A 17,458-nucleotide genomic window follows, 5' to 3' on the forward strand; every position below is an offset into this window, starting at 1 on the left:
CCGACGCCAAAAGCGTCGGTTTTTTTGTGGCTATACTTAATTCCAGCATGTTCTTACACTTCAGAAAGGGAGGGCATATGACGACCCAGGCGCTACAGGACCACATCCTTTTTCAGACCGGTTATCTGGTCAACGGGATCTGGAAAACGTTGGACACAACGTTTGATGTGCTGAACCCCGCGACCGGTGAGGTCATCGCCAGAGTGGCGAAAGCCGGCAAAGCGGAAACCGAAGACGCTATCGCAGCGGCCGCTAAAGCCTTCCCGGCATGGCGCGCCAAAACCGCGAAGGAGCGATCTGCCATTCTCTATCGTTGGTACGAGCTGATTATTGAGAATAAAAGCTGGCTCGGTCGCTTAATGACGACCGAGCAGGGTAAACCCCTGAAAGAAGCGGAAGGCGAAGTAGAGTACGCTGCCAGCTTTATCCAGTGGTTTGCCGAAGAAGCCAAGCGCGCAAACGGGGAAATTATTCCCCCTATCAAACCCGGCTCGCGCATTCTGGCGACCCGGGAACCCGTGGGTGTGGTTGCGGCGATTACGCCGTGGAACTTCCCGATGGCGATGCTCACTCGCAAGTTAGGTCCGGCCCTGGCTGCGGGATGTACCGGGGTCATCAAACCGGCAAATAACACACCGCTCAGTGCTTTTGCGCTGCTTACGCTGGCAAAACAGGCCGGTGTGCCTGACGGCGTCCTCAACGCCGTGGCCGGGAATACGCATGAGATCAGCGACGCAATTATGGCAAGCCGGGAGGTGCGCAAAATTTCCTTTACCGGTTCGACCGCCGTTGGCAAAACGCTGGTGCGTAATGCCGCAGAAACGATGAAGAAAGTCTCCATGGAGCTGGGGGGAAATGCGCCGTATATCGTGTTTGAGGATGCGGACATCGATGCGGCTGTTAAAGGGGCCATCGCCAATAAATTCCGTAATGCCGGGCAGGTCTGCGTCAGCGTTAACCGCTTCTATATTCAGGAAACCGTCTATGACAAGTTTGTCAATAAACTGGCCGATGCGGTCACGGCGCTGAAGGTCGGGAATGGCCTGGAAGAGGGGGTTGTCGTTGGCCCGCTGATCGAACCTTCGGCGGTGAACAAAGTGCGCGAGCACGTTGAGGATGCTGTTGCCCGGGGCGCGACCGTTCTGGCGGGCGGCAAACCGCACCCGCTGGGCGGGAACTTCTGGATGCCAACCGTACTGGGTGACTGCCATGAAGGGATGAAACTCGCAGAAGAAGAGACGTTTGGCCCCGTGGCGGCCTGCTTCCGTTTTACCTCGGAAGATGAAGTGATCCAGCGTGCCAACAACACGCCGTATGGGCTGGCGGCTTACTTCTACACCCAGAACCTTTCGCGGGTATTCCGCGTTTCGCAGGCCATCGAGAGCGGGATGATTGGCATTAACGAGTGCGCCGTCTCCACGGAGCTGGGGCCATTTCGTGGCGTCAAAGAGTCAGGGCTGGGACGTGAGGGCTCCGTACTGGGGCTGGAAGAGTATCTGGAAGTGAAAACCCTGCATATCGGGGGATTATAATAGACAGGGCGGCAGATGGCGCTCGCCTGGACTGGGTGGCTGGCAATGAAAACCTATACCTTTGATTTTGACGAGATCGACAGTCAGGAAGACTTCTATCGTGAATTTATCCGGGTGTTTGATCTTGAACGGCAAAGCGTGACGAATCTGGATACGCTGTGGGATGTGGTGACCGGTAGCCTGTTGCCGCTACCGCTGGAGATCGAGTTCATCCATTTGCCCGATAAGCTGCGCAGACGTTTTGGCGCACTGATATTACTGTTCGATGAGGCGGAAGAAGAGCTGGAAGGGCAACTGCGTTTTAACGCGCGGCATTGAAAGAGATAAAAAAAAGCCCCTGACCATGAGGCCAGGGGCAAGTCGTATGATGAGATACGACGAGGGTTTATTTGTACAGTTCTGCCGTAGCATGCCAGTGGTCACCTTGATTCAGTTCGGTGACACGATAGCTGCTGGCGCCTGCTTTTTCAGCTTTGGCGGCAAGTTCGGAACGAATATCCATCGGCGAGCCGGTAACGGATGTTACGGACACACTGCCCATAGGCTGCAGATTTTGTGCCTGGTCTGCGTTCACCTGCTGAACGGCTGCGCTTGCGCCGAAAGAGAGAACCGATGCCAGACCGAGGGTTGCGATGATCAATTTAGTTTTCATAGTCTTTACTCCTGAAGAGGTTTTGCTCAACGGCGAGAAGGGTTGAACCGCTATTTTTATGCCTGGTGCCGTTGAGTGGAGATTTACGTATTCAGTTATTACTAAAACTTATTTATACAGCTCAGCAGTAGCGTGCCAGTGGTCACCTGAACGCGCTTCAATGATGCGATAGGATGACGCACCCTGTTCTTCCGCTTTTTTGTTCAGCATTTCATGCATGTCCATCGGAGACGTGCCGATCGCGCCGACTGAAACCGTACCGATTGCCTGGCGGGATTGCGCCTGTTCGGCATTGATGGAGTCCGCTGCGAAAGCACCGAATGACAGGACAGACAGGACGCTCAGCGTCGCTACAGTGGTTTTGATTTTCATGATTCTTTACCTCGTCGAATTTTTTAGTGGGGTCTTGTTTCGTGACCCTCATCACAAAATCAAGTATACACTAATAACGGAAAAAATTAATACCAGACTAATGATTTCTATTGTTATTACGTGTTAACCGGTCTTTTTTTAATAACCAAAACGCATAAGATTGACTGTTTTTTGTTCGCTAAGCGTGGTTATCTCTAATTAAATCATATGGATATTTGATTTTGATATTTTGTGCGATTTTTTGATTTATCATTCACCAAGTGAATGTTAAAGGGTGGTAAAAAGCACTATTTGTCAAAGCAGGGGCAGTGGAATAGCGGGAGAAAAAGAGGGGGAGCAGAACGATCCCCGCAGCGGTGCTACGGGGAGAGAGGATTACAGTTCCTGTTCGAACAGCACCAGAATCGCTTCGTGGAGGTCTTTCACCGAGAATCCGTTAGCCGGAGTGGTAAAGATGGTGTCATCACCGGCGATGGTGCCGAGAATACCCTCCGTTTTACCCAACGAGTCCAGCATGCGGGCAATCAGCTGCGCAGCACCCGGGCTTGTGTGGATCACCACAACAGCGTCGTTGTAGTCGATATCGAGAACCAGGTTCTTGAGCGGGCTGGAGGTGGTTGGCACGCCAAGTTCCGCAGGCAGGCAATAGACCATCTCCATTTTGGCATTGCGGGTACGTACCGCACCAAACTTGGTTAACATGCGGGAGACTTTCGACTGATTGATGTTATCGAAGCCTTGTTCCTGCAGCGCCTGAACAATTTCTCCCTGAGAACTGAATTTCTCTTCTTTGAGTAGCGCTTTGAACGCCTTGACTAATTCTTCTTGCTTAGACGAGCTTCGCATAAGTCACCCGGAATATGACGATAGAAACAACATTATTATGCATGTGGATGAATTTTTATGCAAATTATCTACCAGGCAGCAGCCTGAAATAATGTTATGAAAGGGAGTGATTTTATCAGATTTCGTTATCAGAAAACATGCCTGGGTCACGCCGCGCAAATAAGCTTAAAAGTAAATTAAATGTTATCAAAATGATGTTGTTTTGGTGGCGGGGCAGGGTGTATTGTAACCCCCTCTTAATGCGTTGCCGTCTGTCGTCAGAGCCATCTGAAGAGAGATAAAGTCGCGCGACCTCAAATTCTTTAGCTACGAAAATTGTAATTAAACACTTGCTGAATTATGGTCGCCGCAACGGATTTACAGATACTTAAGTTAACCATAATAAGGAGTTTAGGATGAAAGTCGCAGTCCTCGGCGCTGCTGGTGGTATCGGCCAGGCGCTTGCCCTACTACTGAAAACCCAACTGCCTTCAGGCTCAGAACTCTCCCTGTACGATATTGCTCCGGTAACCCCAGGTGTGGCGGTTGACCTGAGCCACATCCCGACCGCTGTAAAAATCAAAGGCTTCTCCGGTGAAGACGCGCGTCCTGCCCTGCAGGGTGCAGACGTGGTGCTGATTTCTGCAGGCGTGGCGCGTAAGCCAGGTATGGATCGTTCAGACCTGTTCAACGTCAACGCGGGCATCGTGAAAAATCTGGTGCAGCAGATCGCAGAAGTCTGCCCGAAAGCGTGCATCGGTATCATCACTAACCCGGTGAACACCACCGTTGCTATCGCGGCAGAAGTGCTGAAGAAAGCGGGTGTTTACGACAAGAACAAACTGTTCGGCGTGACCACGCTGGATATCATCCGCTCCAACACGTTTGTTGCTGAGCTGAAAGGCAAACAGCCAACTGACATTGAAGTCCCGGTCATTGGCGGACATTCTGGCGTCACCATTCTGCCTCTGCTGTCACAGATCCCTGGCGTGAGCTTCACCGAGCAGGAAGTGGCTGATCTGACCAAACGCATCCAGAACGCGGGCACCGAAGTGGTGGAAGCGAAGGCGGGTGGCGGTTCTGCAACTCTGTCTATGGGCCAGGCGGCTGCGCGCTTCGGTCTGTCACTGGTTCGCGCGCTGCAGGGCGAGAAAGGCGTGGTCGAATGCGCTTACGTTGAAGGTGATGGCGAACACGCTCGTTTCTTCTCTCAGACGCTGCTGCTGGGTAAAAACGGTATCGAAGAGCGTAAGCCGATTGGCACGCTGAGCGCGTTTGAACAACACGCGATGGAAGGCATGCTGGATACGCTGAAGAAAGATATCACCCTGGGCGAAGAGTTCGTTAACAAGTAAAACGAACCCGCTTTTGTAGGCCGGGTAAGCGTTAGCGCCACCCGGCAAAAAAACCGAAGCACTTACTGGCTTCGGTTTTTTTATGGCTGTCAGTTGGTGGCCGGGTATTCCTGAATGGTCACATGCAGCGTCAGTTTCTTATCGTTGCGCATGACTTCTACAGGGATGATGGAACCCGGGCGAATTTCTGCCACCTGGTCCATGGTCTCCAGCGCAGAAACCGCCGGCGTGCCGTTGACCGACACAATGACATCATTGACCTGAATTCCCGCGTTAGCCGCCGGACCTCCCGGTGCGACCTCGTTGACCACGATGCCCTGAATCTGATCGATACCGCCGCCCTGGGTATGCATAGGCGCAATTTCACGGCCGCCGATACCGATATAGCCGCGGATCACACGGCCATCGCGGATCAGCTTATCCATAATTTTGGTTGCCAGCTGGAACGGAATGGCGAAGCCGATCCCTTCCGGCGTCTCTCCGTCGTTACTCTTATCGAACGAGAGGGTATTGATGCCCATCAGCTCACCCAGCGAGTTGACCAGCGCGCCACCGGAGTTACCGTGGTTGATTGAGGCATCGGTTTGCAGGAAGTTCTGCCGTCCCGATGGGTTGAGACCAATACGACCGGTCGCGCTGATAATCCCCTGGGTGATGGTCTGGCCCAGGTTGTAAGGGTTGCCGATAGCCAGTACGACGTCACCAATATGCGGGGTACGTTTACGGTTGATCGGGATAACCGGTAAACCGCCCGTAGCGTTAATTTTCAGAACAGCCAGGTCGGTCAGGCTATCCGACCCCACAAGTAACGCCTCAAACACGCGGCCATCCTGCAGGGCGACGATGATCTGATCGGCATCGTTAATCACGTGCTTGTTGGTAATAATGTAGCCCCGCTCGTCCATAATCACCCCGGAGCCGAGGGTACGAATCTCCAGCTGGTTATGGGCTGAGGTATTGAGACCACGGTTATAGACGTTGACGACGGCAGGTGCGGCACGGCGAACGGCCTGGTTATAGGTGGCCGGTGTTTCATCCGTGCTATCAAACTGGGGAGCCGACAGTTTATTGAACTGACGTAAAGACGGCAGCGCCAGCAGCAGCAGGCCAGCGACAATCAAACCGATGACAATAGAACGTAAGAGCTTTAAAAGCATGATGCGCGTGTCGTGAAAAAAGGAACGATTTGCAGCATAACATGAGTTATCCGGACATCACACGCAGCGGTGATGTCCGGGATCGCAAATGCTTAGCGCAACAGAATATAGATAGACTCATTGCCACGCATAACCTGCAGGGCAATCACAGCCGGTTTACTTTCCAGCAGCTTGCGCAGTTCAGCAATGGACTGCACGCGATTACGGTTTACACCAATGATAACGTCATCCTGATGCAATCCGGCCTGCGCGGCAGGGCTGCTCTTCTCAACGGTGTCGATGGTGATCCCCTTCGTCCCGTCTTTCAACTGCCCGTCGCTCAACGTAGCCCCCTGCAGCGCTGGAGCGATAAGCTCCGCACTGGCGGAGGAAGAGGTGCTCTTATCCAGCGTCACTTCAACACTGAGCGGCTTGCCGTCGCGGATCAGGCCCAGCTTCACTTTGGCGCCGGGTTCGGTTGTGGCAATCCGCGAGCGCAGTTCTGCAAAGCTGCTCAGCGGTTTATCGTTCAGGCTGACGATCACGTCCCCCGACTTCACGCCCGCTTTTGCCGAGCCGGAGTTTGGCAGCACTTCACTGACGAACGCCCCGCGCTGCACGTTAATATTGAACGCCTTTGCAATATCCGCGCTCATCTCCATTCCTTTGATACCCAGCAGCCCACGTTTGACCTCGCCGAACTGGATGAGTTGCTGCGCCAGGGTTTTGGCCATATTGCTCGGAATAGCAAAACCGATCCCAATGCTGCCGCCGCCCGGGGCCAGGATCGCGGTGTTGATCCCAATCAGCTCGCCGTTAAGGTTGAGCAATGCCCCGCCGGAGTTCCCGCGGTTGATTGAGGCATCGGTCTGGATAAAGTTTTCCAGCCCTTCCAGATTCAGGCCGCTGCGGCCCAGCGCCGAGACGATCCCGGACGTCGCGGTCTGCCCTAAACCAAAGGGGTTGCCCACGGCGACGGCAAAATCACCGACGCGCAGTTTGTCGGAATCCGCGATGGCAATCTGGGTCAGGTTGCTGGGGTTTTGAACCTGCAACAGCGCGATGTCGCTCTGGTCATCGCCGCCAATCAGTTTGGCATCAAACTCGCGCCCATCATTAAGCAGAACGCTGATTTTATCAGCCTGGCTGATGACATGGTTGTTAGTCAGAATATAGCCTTTGGCTGCATCAATAATGACGCCTGAACCCAGGCCTTCAAAAGGCTGAGCCTGCTGGTCGGGAGCCTCATCGCCAAAATATTTTTTCAGTTCTTCAGGGACGCGTTGGCTTTGTACGGCCGTGCCTTCAACCTGTACGCTAACGACCGCCGGCAACACTTTTTCCAGCATGGGGGCGAGGCTTGGAACGGCCGCTTGCCCGGGCACCTGGGAGGGAATGGCGGCCACTACGGGGAAGGACGCCGAGAGAGATAACCCGACACTTAACGCGATAGCGCTCAACAGCTGGTTTTTTTTCTTCATCGATGTTGACTCTCGTAACCTGGAATAAAGGAAAAACGGCCCTAAAAACACGTTGATGTTATTGAATTTTAAACCGCTGAACAATGAGGTGTTTAACTAAATGATAGCTGGGGTCATGAAGAAAGGACGGGCGCAATCGCTGCGCCCGTAAAATAAATTCAGGTTGTGCGATTAATCGCGTTTTACACCGCCGCGCAGCAGGCCGGACGCGCCATCTGAATAGTCGCGAGGCATCTGGACAGGGGCCTGATCGTTACCGGCTTCAGAGTCTGCCAGACGGTTGCGGAACGGGTTGGTTTCCGCCGTCATTTCCGGCAGCAGGCTGCTGGAGCTTTTGGCCATATGTTGATACAGCTGACGATAGTCGGTCGCCATGTTGTCCAGCAGCTCGGCGCTACGGGCAAAGTGGCTGACCAGCTCTTCACGATACTCTTCCAGCTCGGCTTTGTTCTTTTCCAGTTCGTACTGCAGTGACTGCTGCTGACGCAATTTGCGGTTACCGAAACGCATGGCCACAGCACCAATGACGATGCCGACGACTAAACCGATTAGCGCATATTCCCAGGTCATGAACTTCTCCCGTTGTCTTGTTGTTCCGTAGGGTGTTGGCTCGGCTCCTGCCTGTGCCTGATAATGCCACTATAACCGCTATTTCCGCAGAAGTGGAATCCTGACGTATCATCGCGTAGTGTAGAACGGCCTTTTTTTCATCAGTCACGCCTGCTGATGAGCGTTAATTGAAGGAATAACAATAAGATTATGCAAAACCTGTCCCCTGCATCACGATATCAACTGGCCCTTAACGAGGGCACGCATCAGCCGGATGACGTTCAACGTGAGGCGGTGAGCCGTCTGGAGATGATTTATCAGGCGCTCACGGCCAGACCCGCTGAAACAGAGCAGAGCAGTGGGCTAAAGGCGGCGTTTGGGCGGTTACTCGGTAAAAAAGCGCCACCGGAGCACACGCCGGTGCGCGGTTTATATATGTGGGGCGGTGTCGGGCGGGGAAAAACCTGGCTGATGGATCTGTTCTATCTGAGCCTGCCGGGAGCGCGTAAACAGCGTCTGCACTTCCATCGTTTTATGCTGCGGGTGCATGAAGAGCTGACGGCGCTGCAGGGTAAAAGCGATCCCCTGGAGATTGTGGCCGACAGATTCAAGGCGGAAACGGACGTGCTCTGCTTTGATGAGTTTTTTGTCTCTGATATCACCGATGCCATGCTGTTAGGCGGCCTGATGAAAGCGTTATTTGCCCGCGGGATTACGCTGGTTGCTACCTCGAATATCCCGCCGGACGAGCTGTACCGCAATGGCCTGCAGCGGGCTCGCTTCCTGCCTGCGATTGACGCCATCAAGCAGCACTGCGACATCATGAACGTGGATGCTGGGGTGGATTACCGCCTGCGCACGTTGACCCAGGCGCACCTGTGGCTTTCACCGTTAAATACCGAGACCACCCGCCAGATGGACAAACTGTGGCTGGCGCTGGCGGGGGCAAAGCGCGAGCATGCCCCGGAACTTGAGATTAACCATCGCCCGTTGCCCACCCTCGGTGTTGAGAACCAAACGCTGGCGGTCTCCTTTACGACGCTCTGCGTAGATGCCCGCAGTCAGCATGACTACATTGCGCTTTCGCGTCTGTTCCACACCGTGATGGTGCTGGATGTGCCGGTGATGACCCGGCTGATGGAGAGCGAAGCACGGCGCTTCATTGCGCTGGTGGACGAGTTTTATGAGCGTCACGTCAAGCTGGTGGTCAGCGCCGAGGTACCTTTATATGAGATCTACCAGGGGGAAAGGCTGAAGTTTGAGTTCCAGCGCTGCCTCTCGCGCCTGCAGGAGATGCAGAGCGAGGAATACCTGAAGCTTGAGCATATGCCATAATAAATGCCACCCTCTCCCTGTGGGAGAGGGGCTGGGGGTGAGGGCATCAGACCGCACAATACCCACCCTCGAAAAACCCATTCCAAATCACATTTAAGGGTCGATCTTTGACCTCAACTTCTCTATAATCTTGCGACCCCACGTTACGAGAAGGTTTTTTTCCCGAAACTTTCTATGTGTCGGCATGAGCTATTCGAAGGGGTAGGTTTGCCGGACTTTGTCGTGTGAACCTCAACTGACTAAACGTTTGGGTGTTCACCAACGTGTAACTTATTATTTGGGTAAGCTTTTAATGAAAACTTTTACAGCTAAACCAGAAACCGTACAGCGCGACTGGTATGTTGTTGACGCGACCGGTAAAACTCTGGGCCGTCTGGCTACTGAACTGGCTCGTCGCCTGCGCGGTAAGCATAAAGCGGAATACACTCCGCACGTTGATACCGGTGATTACATCATCGTTCTGAACGCTGATAAAGTTGCTGTAACCGGCAACAAGCGTACTGACAAAATGTACTACCACCACACCGGCCACATCGGTGGTATCAAAGAAGCGACCTTTGAAGAGATGATTGCCCGCCGTCCTGAGCGTGTGATTGAAATCGCGGTTAAAGGCATGCTGCCAAAAGGCCCGCTGGGTCGTGCTATGTTCCGTAAACTGAAAGTTTACGCAGGCAACGAGCACAACCACGCGGCACAGCAACCGCAAGTTCTTGACATCTAATCGGGATTATAGGCAATGGCTGAAAATCAATACTACGGCACTGGTCGCCGCAAAAGTTCCGCAGCTCGCGTTTTCATCAAACCGGGCAGTGGTAAAATCGTTATCAACCAGCGTTCTCTGGAACAGTACTTCGGTCGCGAAACTGCCCGCATGGTAGTTCGCCAGCCGCTGGAACTGGTTGATATGGTAGAAAAACTGGATCTGTACATCACTGTTAAAGGTGGTGGTATCTCCGGTCAGGCAGGTGCGATCCGTCACGGTATCACCCGCGCTCTGATGGAGTACGACGAATCCCTGCGTTCTGAACTGCGTAAAGCTGGCTTCGTTACTCGTGACGCTCGTCAGGTTGAACGTAAGAAAGTGGGTCTGCGTAAAGCACGTCGTCGTCCACAGTTCTCCAAACGTTAATCCATTCTGCTTGCGCAGAACGATTGGCGAAAAACCCGCTTCGGCGGGTTTTTTTATGGATAATGCGCAGGTTATCCACAATATCAATGCATATATCTTCTCTTTTTCCACATTTCCAGAATCCCCTCACCACAAAGCCATCAAAATCTGGTAAACTATCATCCAATTTTCTGCCCAAATATCGGTGAATACTCGCTTTTTGTTCGATTCTTGAACAATGTGTTTTCTCTGGGATGGGCGATACAACATCTGGCTGGCCCCTGTTGGGCCGGTAGCAGTAAAAATTCTGAATATACCTGGAGGTTTTCATGGCTGTCGCTGCCAACAAACGTTCGGTAATGACGCTGTTTTCTGGTCCTACTGACATTTATAGCCATCAGGTTCGTATCGTGCTGGCCGAGAAGGGTGTCAGTTTTGAGATCGAGCATGTGGAAAAGGATAACCCGCCTCAGGATCTGATCGATCTCAACCCGAGCCAAAGCGTACCGACGCTGGTGGATCGCGAGCTGACCCTGTGGGAATCCCGTATCATTATGGAATATCTGGATGAGCGTTTCCCGCATCCGCCGCTGATGCCTGTTTACCCTGTCGCGCGTGGTGAAAGCCGCCTGTACATGCAGCGTATCGAGAAAGACTGGTACTCGCTGATGAACGTGATTACCAGCGGTTCCGCTGCGGAAGCTGACGCTGCGCGTAAGCAACTGCGTGAAGAGCTTCTGGCTATTGCCCCTGTGTTTGGCCAGAAACCGTTCTTCCTGAGCGATGAGTTCAGCCTGGTGGATTGCTACCTGGCGCCGCTGTTGTGGCGTCTGCCAACCCTGGGTGTTGAATTCAGCGGCCCTGGCGCCAAAGAGCTGAAGGGCTACATGACTCGCGTCTTTGAACGCGACTCTTTCCTGGCATCTTTAACTGAACCGGAACGTGAAATGCGTCTCGGCCGAGGCTAATGACTGTGGAAATGTCACAACTCACCCCACGCCGTCCGTATCTGCTGCGCGCCTTCTATGAATGGCTGCTGGATAACCAGCTCACGCCGCACCTGGTAGTGGATGTGACGTTGCCGGGCGTGCTGGTTCCGATGGAATACGCACGCGACGGACAGATCGTGCTGAATATTGCGCCGCGAGCAGTGGGAAACCTGGAACTGGCCAACGACGAAGTCCGCTTTAACGCGCGTTTCGGTGGTGTGCCGCGTCAGGTATCGGTGCCGCTGGCTGCCGTGCTGGCTATCTATGCGCGTGAAAATGGTGCGGGTACCATGTTCGAGCCGGAAGCGGCTTACGATGAAGACGTTGCCAGCCTGAATGATGACGATAACGCCGGGGAGCGTGAAAGCGACACGGTCATGTCCGTTATTGACGGTGACAAACCCGATCACCAGGATGATAACGATCCGGATGACGATCCGCCACCGCGGGGGGGCGTCCTGCTCTCAGAGTAGTAAAATAACGGATTCATCCCTTATAAAATCCAGCCCTCGTCAGTCGGCTGGATTTTTTTGTTATCGATGTAAATATTTGGTTGCATGCTGAAAGCATATTTTTACCCTGTATAGGTTTGTTTGAAATTAAGACAGTGCAATGCATTATTCCAAATGAATGAAAGTTTTGAAAAAGAGTGCATTCGTAATCACTTAATGCAAGCAATATACATGGTGAATATAAATGGCCTGTAAAAGTGTTGAATCGCCTCTTTTATCAAACTCATTTATAAATTTAGTAAATCTAAAAAGAATAATTAATAAACCTGATTTGCTTGTATTTAGGATTTCTATATTATCGCGACATGCTTTCTGCATACGGGGATGATAGCGACAAACAGGGATTGTTTACGTCGATATTGTATTTGCGATGACTCATAAGTTAAGGATTAACTCATGAATAAAATTCTATTGGCTGCAACATTATTCCTTTGCGTAAGTTCCACGTTTGCCTCCGAAACCGCGATACTGAAAATTAAAGGGACGTTGACGAGCTCAGCCTGTACACCTGAGTTTAGTAATGGCGGGGTGGTTGACTATGGCAACATCCGCCTGGGTGAATTGTCATCCACCAACGTGAACCAGCTCGGACAAAGGAATATCGAACTCACGATTACCTGTACGGAAGCAACAAAAGTAGCCTGGAATCTGATAGACGATCGTGCCGATTCTAACGTGGGTTTAACCGTCTCTACCGGGACATTTACCGGTGGGGCGCAAAGTGCGGCTAACCAGACTTACGGGCTGGGGAAAGCAGGCACGGTGAACATTGGCTCTTATGCCATGTTTATGAAAGTAAATAGCATTACTGCTGACGGAAAAATTGTCGATCCTATATATCAGCAGAATGGTTCAACAACCTGGGCTAAAAGTACTGATGGTTCAAGCCAGGGTGAAAATAGTCGCAATATTACTGTCGCATTATCGGGAAGTGTCGACCCGCTTGCTTTCCAGACAGCAACATTTCCGCTGGTAACATCTTTGGCTATTCAAAATACCACGACGCTCGGTATTACCGATGACACCCGGCTGGATGGTCAGTTGACGATAAGTCTTAAATACCTGTAATCGTTTCAAATTTAAAGTGAGTTAAATCTCGTCCAGAGATGAAATAATTTCTCTCGACGAAGCGCCATAAACATGGAGCGTTAAGTCGTGCTTTCAAGGAATATAGATATGACATACTCTAAATCAGTTTTAGTGAAAATGCTCACCGCAGCTGCGCTATTTTCTGCACAGTTTGCCGTGCATGCTGCCGGTATGGTGCCGGAAACCAGTCTGCTTATTATTGATGAAGCGACTCACAGTGGCACCATCAACGTCAAAAATACCGATAGTCATCCGTCACTGCTGTATACCGATGTGGTGGATCTGCCTGATGATAAAGGTCTGAAGCTGGTTGCTACCCAGCCCGTCGTGCGTCTTGAACCCGGTCAGACACAGCAGCTGCGTTTCATTCTGCAAACCAGCAAACCGCTGGATGTAGAACACTATAAACGTGTGACCTTTGAAGGTATCCCACCGAAGAGCGACGATAACAAAATCAAAATTGGCATCAATATTCGTCAGGATCTCCCTGTGCTGATTCGCCCTGCGAAGCTGGCAGTGGTAACGGATGCCTGGAAATACCTTGAATGGACGGCCTCAGGCACCTCCGTCACGCTGAAAAACCCAAGCAAGTATGTTGTGCGCCTGGCGCAGAACGTGGTGCTGCAGCCTTCTGGCATCAGCGGCTCTCTTGCTAAAACCTATATTTTGCCCGGTGAAACCATGACGGTTTCCATGGGCAAGTCCGTTAGCGGAAACACGAAAGTGAAGTTCTTCCCTGCCAGCCGCTATGGCGTTGAAGTCCCAAGCTTCATTACGGATCTGAGTAAAAAATAAAGGATTATGGCGGTGCGTCAAAAAAGCCAACTTGCACTTTTTGTGCGCGCTGTGATTTATAGCGCAATTCCTCTGGTACTGTTTGATTCCACCTCTCTGTTGGCACGAGAGGTGACGTTTGATACCGACATCCTCAAGTCTCGTGGCCTGGGTGCCGATCTAAACCGTTACTTTGCCGAAGCTCCACGTTTTTTACCGGGCACGCATTCAGTTTCGGTTAAAGTGAACGGTAACGACCGTGGAACCTCAGCCGTACGCTTCAGCGAAGACGGTACGATGTGCGTTGATAACGATTTTCTGCAATTTGCGGGACTGATGCCTGTTTCCATAAAGGCGACTGAGGCCTGTCATGATCTACGCAGTGATTATGCCCAGGCCGTGATCAACCCCTTGCCAAACCAGGAGGCAGTCGAGCTGTATCTGCCTGCGGAAGCACTTAATAGCCTGAGCGCTGACGTTAAAAACTTCCAGCATGGCGGCACGGCAGGCTTGCTGAACTACTCGCTCTTCAGCACCAAAAGTGACTACAGTGGAAGCGACAGCAGCAGTCACCGCTACTCTCAGGCAAGCCTGGAGGCGGGATTCAATACCATGGACTGGTCTCTGCGCAGCCGGTATATCCTGACGGATGATAACGGTGCCCGAAACGCAGAGAGTCTCTATACCTATGCTGAGCATGTCTTTGTTCCCCAGCGCCTGACCATGCAGGTAGGGGAAGTTAACGCCATGTCCGACGTGCTCAGCGGCGTCCCAATAACCGGTGTGCAGTTTATGCCGACCAGCGGATTGCAGAAAGAGGGCTCCGGCGTCAGCGTATCCGGTATCGCCCGGACATCACAGGCCCGCGTGGAGGTTCGTCAGAACGGACGACTTATCTTTAACACTCTGGTTCCGGCCGGGCCGTTTACCCTGGATGATGTCCCGATGGTGCGCAATAACGTCGATCTGGACGTCACCGTTGTGGAGTCTGACGGTTCGACCAATCACTACATTGTTCCTGCCGCATCCGTAAAAGCGCAAAACCTTTCACGGCCCACCGGTTTGACCGTGTCGGCAGGTCAGGTGAGGGATATCGACAGTGACTACAGCGATCCGCTGGTTTTCAACGTCTCCGATGGCTGGCGAATTTTCCCCTGGATGAATCTGCTTGCCTCCGGTGTGGTGGCTGAAGAGTACCAGGCTGTAGGGGCGCGCACTGAGTTTATGGTCACCGACAGCTGGAGCGTATCAACCAGCATGGCTGCCAGCAAGGCGCAGTTTGGTGACAGTGATAGCGGCATCAAAAACGAGTTACAGAGCGATTATTCCCTTACCGAGAATGTGGGGCTCTCGGGCAGCGTTGCGCACTACAGCGGTGATTATCGGGAGCTGGCGGACGCCATGGACGATGATTATCAGGGGTATGACAACAGTTATTCTGCCAATCTTCGCTGGTCGACGCCGCTGGCCGGGACATTCAGCGCGGGCTTCAGCTACAACCAGGCCGCAGGGGATGGTGAGGATTCTCGCTATTTACTGCTGACATGGGGTAAGACTTTCAAATATGCCTCGGTCAACGTGAACTGGCAAAGCGCGGTAGGGAATACCGATGACGATCGGAATGACGATCTTTTATACATCAACCTCAGTATTCCATTAGGGGGAACGCAGAGTCTGAGTTCCTATATGCGCAAGCAGGGCGACAGCACCAGCTACGGTCTGGCGAACAGCGGAGCGCTGGGTGATGACACCCACTACTATATTTCCGCCGACCGTGACCAGGAATCGAAGGAAAACAATTTTAACGGCAACATCAACACAAACCTGCACTACACCCAGCTTAGCGTAGGGGGAGGAACCAGCGGCGATAACCAGCGTAACTATAGTGCGACGCTGTCTGGCGGTATTGCCATGCATAAAGAGGGGGTCACCTTCTCGCCTTATTCCATTAAGGATACCTTCGCGATTGCCAGACTGAGCGAGCCGAAAGCGGGTGTGGAGATCACCACCCCGCAGGGTACCGTCTGGACCGATCGCTGGGGGCAGGCTGTTATCCCTGGTTTGAACGAGTGGCGTAACTCGCGCATTGAAGTGGACGCCAACAAGCTTCCGCAAAGCATGACCCTGGCAAACGGTACCAAGTACATTGCGGCTGCGCATGGCTCGGTGAGTGAAGTGAGCTTTAAGGTGCTGAACAGCCGTCGGGTCATGTTACGTATTAAACAGGCCGACGGTAAGCCGCTAGTCAAAGGTTTGTCCGTGGTGGATGACAAAGATAACTACGTGGTCACGGTGGTCGATGATGGGCATGTGTTCCTGAACGATGCCGATCAGGTAACGGCACTGTATGCCATTAATGATGACAACCAACGTCTGTGCAGGCTTGATTTCACACTTCCTGAAAAGCATGACGAAGACGCCTTTTATGAGGAAGTTAACGGAGTATGCCGATGAACATTCAACGTCTGGCGGCGCTAGTACTGCTTGTTTTACCGGGTCTTTCTTATGCAGAAGAGTGCCAGTTAACGCTCTCTCAGCAGGTGGTGGATTATCACCAGATGCGGCGTGACAACATTATCTCCAGTCAGCAAAGCTGGAACAAAATGCCGGAAAAAGAGATTAACGTCAGCGTCTATTGCCCGGAAAAACAGCAGATGGCGACGTTAGTGCAGGGGGCTTCAGGCCAGAAAGGGCGTTTTCAGTTTGGGCAGAACGGCGGGGTAGCGATCAAAGTCAGCAATATGACGCTTGACGGGAAAAGCTATAACGTGGGGAAAACAACCGATCAGGTGAACCTTACGCCGGAAAATGACAACGGCGCATCGCTTTATATTCACAGTAACGAGGCGATAATCGCGGTTGAAAACGGTCAGGTACCCAGCGGCCAGCAAATGAATTTTACCGTCACTATTTTCCCTGTGCTGAATGATAGTGCGTTTAGCCATATTTCCGATCAAACCACATTAGAAAGTGATTTGAGCTGGACAGTAATAAAGAAGTAAAAAGTTTAATGGCCCATAAACAAGAGTAATTTAATATGTTAAGGATTGACAGATGAAAAAAATATTATTAGTCACAATGCTTGCATTGTGTGTTAACTCAGCATTTGCAGCTGATACGGCAGTAATGAAAGTACAGGGTAACCTTACGAATTCATCCTGCACGCCAGAGCTAAGCAATGGCGGCACGGTTGATTATGGGACGATTTCTCTGGCAGGTCTCTCTGCTACTGATATCAATCAGCTGGGCAAAAGAGATTTCACGTTGACTATTACTTGCGTAACGCCCACTAAAATTGCTTTTTCTACCACGGATGACCGCAATGGTACTGCGCCACTTGTTAAGGTCATTAATGGGAGAAATGGTGGCGGGGATGTGGTCGACGGAGATAAATTGTTTGGCGTCAACAAAACGGCTGACGGTGTAAACATCGGAAACTATAGCATATACGTTAATGAAGCGAGCATGCAGATAGACGGTAAACGGGGAATTTTCGTTTATAGTTCGGACAACGGGAGCAGTTGGGCAAATCTGGGGGTAGGTGAAATACTATATAACCGCAACCGTATTTCTACCGTTGCTGCCTCAGCTCAAAACGTCGCACCCTTGGCATTTTCTACTGCCGTAATTCCAATGACAACGGCTCTTGCGATTCAGGGAACGGACACGCTTGCTATTACCGATGATACCCCAATTGACGGTCAGGCAACATTTACGCTTATTTATCTCTAATCGATTCTAAAATAAGC

General features: G+C 52.0%; 18 protein-coding genes and 1 pseudogene. 13 read left to right on the forward strand and 6 right to left on the reverse strand.

Features of this window, described 5'->3' with window-relative positions; translation table 11 throughout:
• Nucleotides 1-77 precede the first annotated feature (77 nt).
• The gene (locus tag LDK53_RS14880; protein ID WP_225287477.1) at nt 78-1,532 is read left to right on the forward strand and encodes an NAD-dependent succinate-semialdehyde dehydrogenase; all 1,455 of its coding nucleotides are present in this window, start codon (nt 78-80) and stop codon (nt 1,530-1,532) included.
• 45 nt (nt 1,533-1,577) lie between these two features.
• Nucleotides 1,578-1,850 (forward strand): barstar family protein, encoded by a 273-nt coding sequence (locus tag LDK53_RS14885; RefSeq protein WP_025756665.1) that lies wholly within the window; start codon nt 1,578-1,580, stop codon nt 1,848-1,850.
• Nucleotides 1,851-1,917: 67 nt separating this feature from the next.
• On the opposite strand, the gene yhcN (LDK53_RS14890) is transcribed toward LDK53_RS14885, so the two are convergent.
• From yhcN (LDK53_RS14890) to argR, 3 genes are all read right to left on the reverse strand, one after another.
• Nucleotides 1,918-2,184: a peroxide/acid stress response protein YhcN gene (gene yhcN / locus LDK53_RS14890; RefSeq protein ID WP_045284727.1), complete on the reverse strand. Its 267-nt coding sequence runs from the start codon at nt 2,182-2,184 to the stop codon at nt 1,918-1,920.
• A gap of 108 nt (nt 2,185-2,292) precedes the next feature.
• Nucleotides 2,293-2,556, reverse strand: a complete 264-nt coding sequence (gene yhcN / locus LDK53_RS14895; protein ID WP_025756667.1) for a peroxide/acid stress response protein YhcN — start codon at nt 2,554-2,556, stop codon at nt 2,293-2,295.
• Nucleotides 2,557-2,931: 375 nt separating this feature from the next.
• A complete protein-coding gene (argR, locus tag LDK53_RS14900; protein WP_025756668.1) occupies nt 2,932-3,402 on the reverse strand; it encodes a transcriptional regulator ArgR in 471 nt (156 codons plus the stop codon).
• Nucleotides 3,403-3,797: 395 nt separating this feature from the next.
• Here argR and mdh point away from each other — a divergent pair, with 395 nt between their 5' ends.
• Nucleotides 3,798-4,736 carry a malate dehydrogenase gene (gene mdh / locus LDK53_RS14905; RefSeq protein WP_225287478.1) on the forward strand — a complete coding sequence of 313 codons (939 nt, stop codon included), beginning with the start codon at nt 3,798-3,800 and terminating at the stop codon, nt 4,734-4,736.
• Between the two features lie 89 nt (nt 4,737-4,825).
• Here mdh and degS read toward each other — a convergent pair whose 3' ends face one another.
• The 3 genes from degS to zapG form a co-directional block, all read right to left on the reverse strand.
• Nucleotides 4,826-5,893 carry an outer membrane-stress sensor serine endopeptidase DegS gene (gene degS, locus LDK53_RS14910; RefSeq protein WP_045284728.1) on the reverse strand — a complete coding sequence of 356 codons (1,068 nt, stop codon included), beginning with the start codon at nt 5,891-5,893 and terminating at the stop codon, nt 4,826-4,828.
• A gap of 92 nt (nt 5,894-5,985) precedes the next feature.
• Complete coding sequence (gene degQ / locus LDK53_RS14915; protein ID WP_025756671.1) at nt 5,986-7,353, reverse strand: serine endoprotease DegQ; 1,368 nt, start codon at nt 7,351-7,353, stop codon at nt 5,986-5,988.
• A gap of 171 nt (nt 7,354-7,524) precedes the next feature.
• Nucleotides 7,525-7,923, reverse strand: a complete 399-nt coding sequence (zapG, locus tag LDK53_RS14920) for a Z-ring associated protein ZapG (RefSeq protein WP_008502832.1) — start codon at nt 7,921-7,923, stop codon at nt 7,525-7,527.
• Between the two features lie 189 nt (nt 7,924-8,112).
• Between zapG and zapE the strand changes: the two genes are divergently transcribed.
• The 10 genes and pseudogenes from zapE to LDK53_RS14970 all read left to right on the forward strand — a co-directional run bounded on the left by zapE (nt 8,113) and on the right by LDK53_RS14970 (nt 17,441).
• A complete protein-coding gene (zapE, locus tag LDK53_RS14925) occupies nt 8,113-9,237 on the forward strand; it encodes a cell division protein ZapE (protein ID WP_045284729.1) in 1,125 nt (374 codons plus the stop codon).
• Nucleotides 9,238-9,529: 292 nt separating this feature from the next.
• The gene (gene rplM / locus LDK53_RS14930; protein ID WP_003860434.1) at nt 9,530-9,958 is read left to right on the forward strand and encodes a 50S ribosomal protein L13; all 429 of its coding nucleotides are present in this window, start codon (nt 9,530-9,532) and stop codon (nt 9,956-9,958) included.
• 15 nt (nt 9,959-9,973) lie between these two features.
• Entirely contained in the window at nt 9,974-10,366 is a 393-nt protein-coding gene (rpsI, locus tag LDK53_RS14935; protein ID WP_003860436.1) for a 30S ribosomal protein S9, read from the forward strand.
• 308 nt (nt 10,367-10,674) lie between these two features.
• The gene (sspA, locus tag LDK53_RS14940) at nt 10,675-11,313 is read left to right on the forward strand and encodes a stringent starvation protein SspA (protein WP_025756674.1); all 639 of its coding nucleotides are present in this window, start codon (nt 10,675-10,677) and stop codon (nt 11,311-11,313) included.
• Nucleotides 11,314-11,318: 5 nt separating this feature from the next.
• Nucleotides 11,319-11,815: pseudogene (sspB, locus tag LDK53_RS14945) on the forward strand (ClpXP protease specificity-enhancing factor).
• A gap of 427 nt (nt 11,816-12,242) precedes the next feature.
• Entirely contained in the window at nt 12,243-12,914 is a 672-nt protein-coding gene (locus LDK53_RS14950) for a DUF1120 domain-containing protein (protein ID WP_225287479.1), read from the forward strand.
• Between the two features lie 108 nt (nt 12,915-13,022).
• Nucleotides 13,023-13,730 (forward strand): fimbria/pilus chaperone family protein, encoded by a 708-nt coding sequence (locus LDK53_RS14955; RefSeq protein WP_225287480.1) that lies wholly within the window; start codon nt 13,023-13,025, stop codon nt 13,728-13,730.
• A 6-nt stretch (nt 13,731-13,736) separates the two neighbouring features.
• A complete protein-coding gene (locus tag LDK53_RS14960; RefSeq protein WP_225287481.1) occupies nt 13,737-16,163 on the forward strand; it encodes a fimbrial biogenesis outer membrane usher protein in 2,427 nt (808 codons plus the stop codon).
• Nucleotides 16,160-16,711, forward strand: coding sequence for a hypothetical protein (locus tag LDK53_RS14965; protein WP_225287482.1), 552 nt, complete (start codon nt 16,160-16,162; stop codon nt 16,709-16,711). Before LDK53_RS14960 ends, LDK53_RS14965 begins: the two co-directional genes overlap by 4 nt.
• 52 nt (nt 16,712-16,763) lie before the next feature.
• Nucleotides 16,764-17,441: a DUF1120 domain-containing protein gene (locus LDK53_RS14970; protein ID WP_225287483.1), complete on the forward strand. Its 678-nt coding sequence runs from the start codon at nt 16,764-16,766 to the stop codon at nt 17,439-17,441.
• Nucleotides 17,442-17,458 lie beyond the last annotated feature (17 nt).

This window comes from Enterobacter sp. K16B, from assembly GCF_020216105.1.
GTDB classification, from domain to species: Bacteria; Pseudomonadota; Gammaproteobacteria; order Enterobacterales; family Enterobacteriaceae; genus Enterobacter; species Enterobacter sichuanensis.

Bases quoted from the DNA above. Each gene is read 5' to 3' on its own strand.
- argR (WP_025756668.1), bottom strand. From the start codon at position 3,402: ATGCGAAGCTCGTCTAAGCAAGAAGAATTAGTCAAGGCGTTCAAAGCG.
- degQ (WP_025756671.1), bottom strand. From the start codon at position 7,353: ATGAAGAAAAAAAACCAGCTGTTGAGCGCTATCGCGTTAAGTGTCGGG.
- yhcN (WP_045284727.1), bottom strand. From the start codon at position 2,184: ATGAAAACTAAATTGATCATCGCAACCCTCGGTCTGGCATCGGTTCTC.
- LDK53_RS14965 (WP_225287482.1), top strand. From the start codon at position 16,160: ATGAACATTCAACGTCTGGCGGCGCTAGTACTGCTTGTTTTACCGGGT.
- zapG (WP_008502832.1), bottom strand. From the start codon at position 7,923: ATGACCTGGGAATATGCGCTAATCGGTTTAGTCGTCGGCATCGTCATT.
- mdh (WP_225287478.1), top strand. From the start codon at position 3,798: ATGAAAGTCGCAGTCCTCGGCGCTGCTGGTGGTATCGGCCAGGCGCTT.
- LDK53_RS14970 (WP_225287483.1), top strand. From the start codon at position 16,764: ATGAAAAAAATATTATTAGTCACAATGCTTGCATTGTGTGTTAACTCA.
- rplM (WP_003860434.1), top strand. From the start codon at position 9,530: ATGAAAACTTTTACAGCTAAACCAGAAACCGTACAGCGCGACTGGTAT.
- LDK53_RS14960 (WP_225287481.1), top strand. From the start codon at position 13,737: ATGGCGGTGCGTCAAAAAAGCCAACTTGCACTTTTTGTGCGCGCTGTG.
- zapE (WP_045284729.1), top strand. From the start codon at position 8,113: ATGCAAAACCTGTCCCCTGCATCACGATATCAACTGGCCCTTAACGAG.
- LDK53_RS14885 (WP_025756665.1), top strand. From the start codon at position 1,578: ATGAAAACCTATACCTTTGATTTTGACGAGATCGACAGTCAGGAAGAC.
- LDK53_RS14950 (WP_225287479.1), top strand. From the start codon at position 12,243: ATGAATAAAATTCTATTGGCTGCAACATTATTCCTTTGCGTAAGTTCC.
- LDK53_RS14880 (WP_225287477.1), top strand. From the start codon at position 78: ATGACGACCCAGGCGCTACAGGACCACATCCTTTTTCAGACCGGTTAT.
- LDK53_RS14955 (WP_225287480.1), top strand. From the start codon at position 13,023: ATGACATACTCTAAATCAGTTTTAGTGAAAATGCTCACCGCAGCTGCG.
- sspA (WP_025756674.1), top strand. From the start codon at position 10,675: ATGGCTGTCGCTGCCAACAAACGTTCGGTAATGACGCTGTTTTCTGGT.
- rpsI (WP_003860436.1), top strand. From the start codon at position 9,974: ATGGCTGAAAATCAATACTACGGCACTGGTCGCCGCAAAAGTTCCGCA.
- yhcN (WP_025756667.1), bottom strand. From the start codon at position 2,556: ATGAAAATCAAAACCACTGTAGCGACGCTGAGCGTCCTGTCTGTCCTG.
- degS (WP_045284728.1), bottom strand. From the start codon at position 5,893: ATGCTTTTAAAGCTCTTACGTTCTATTGTCATCGGTTTGATTGTCGCT.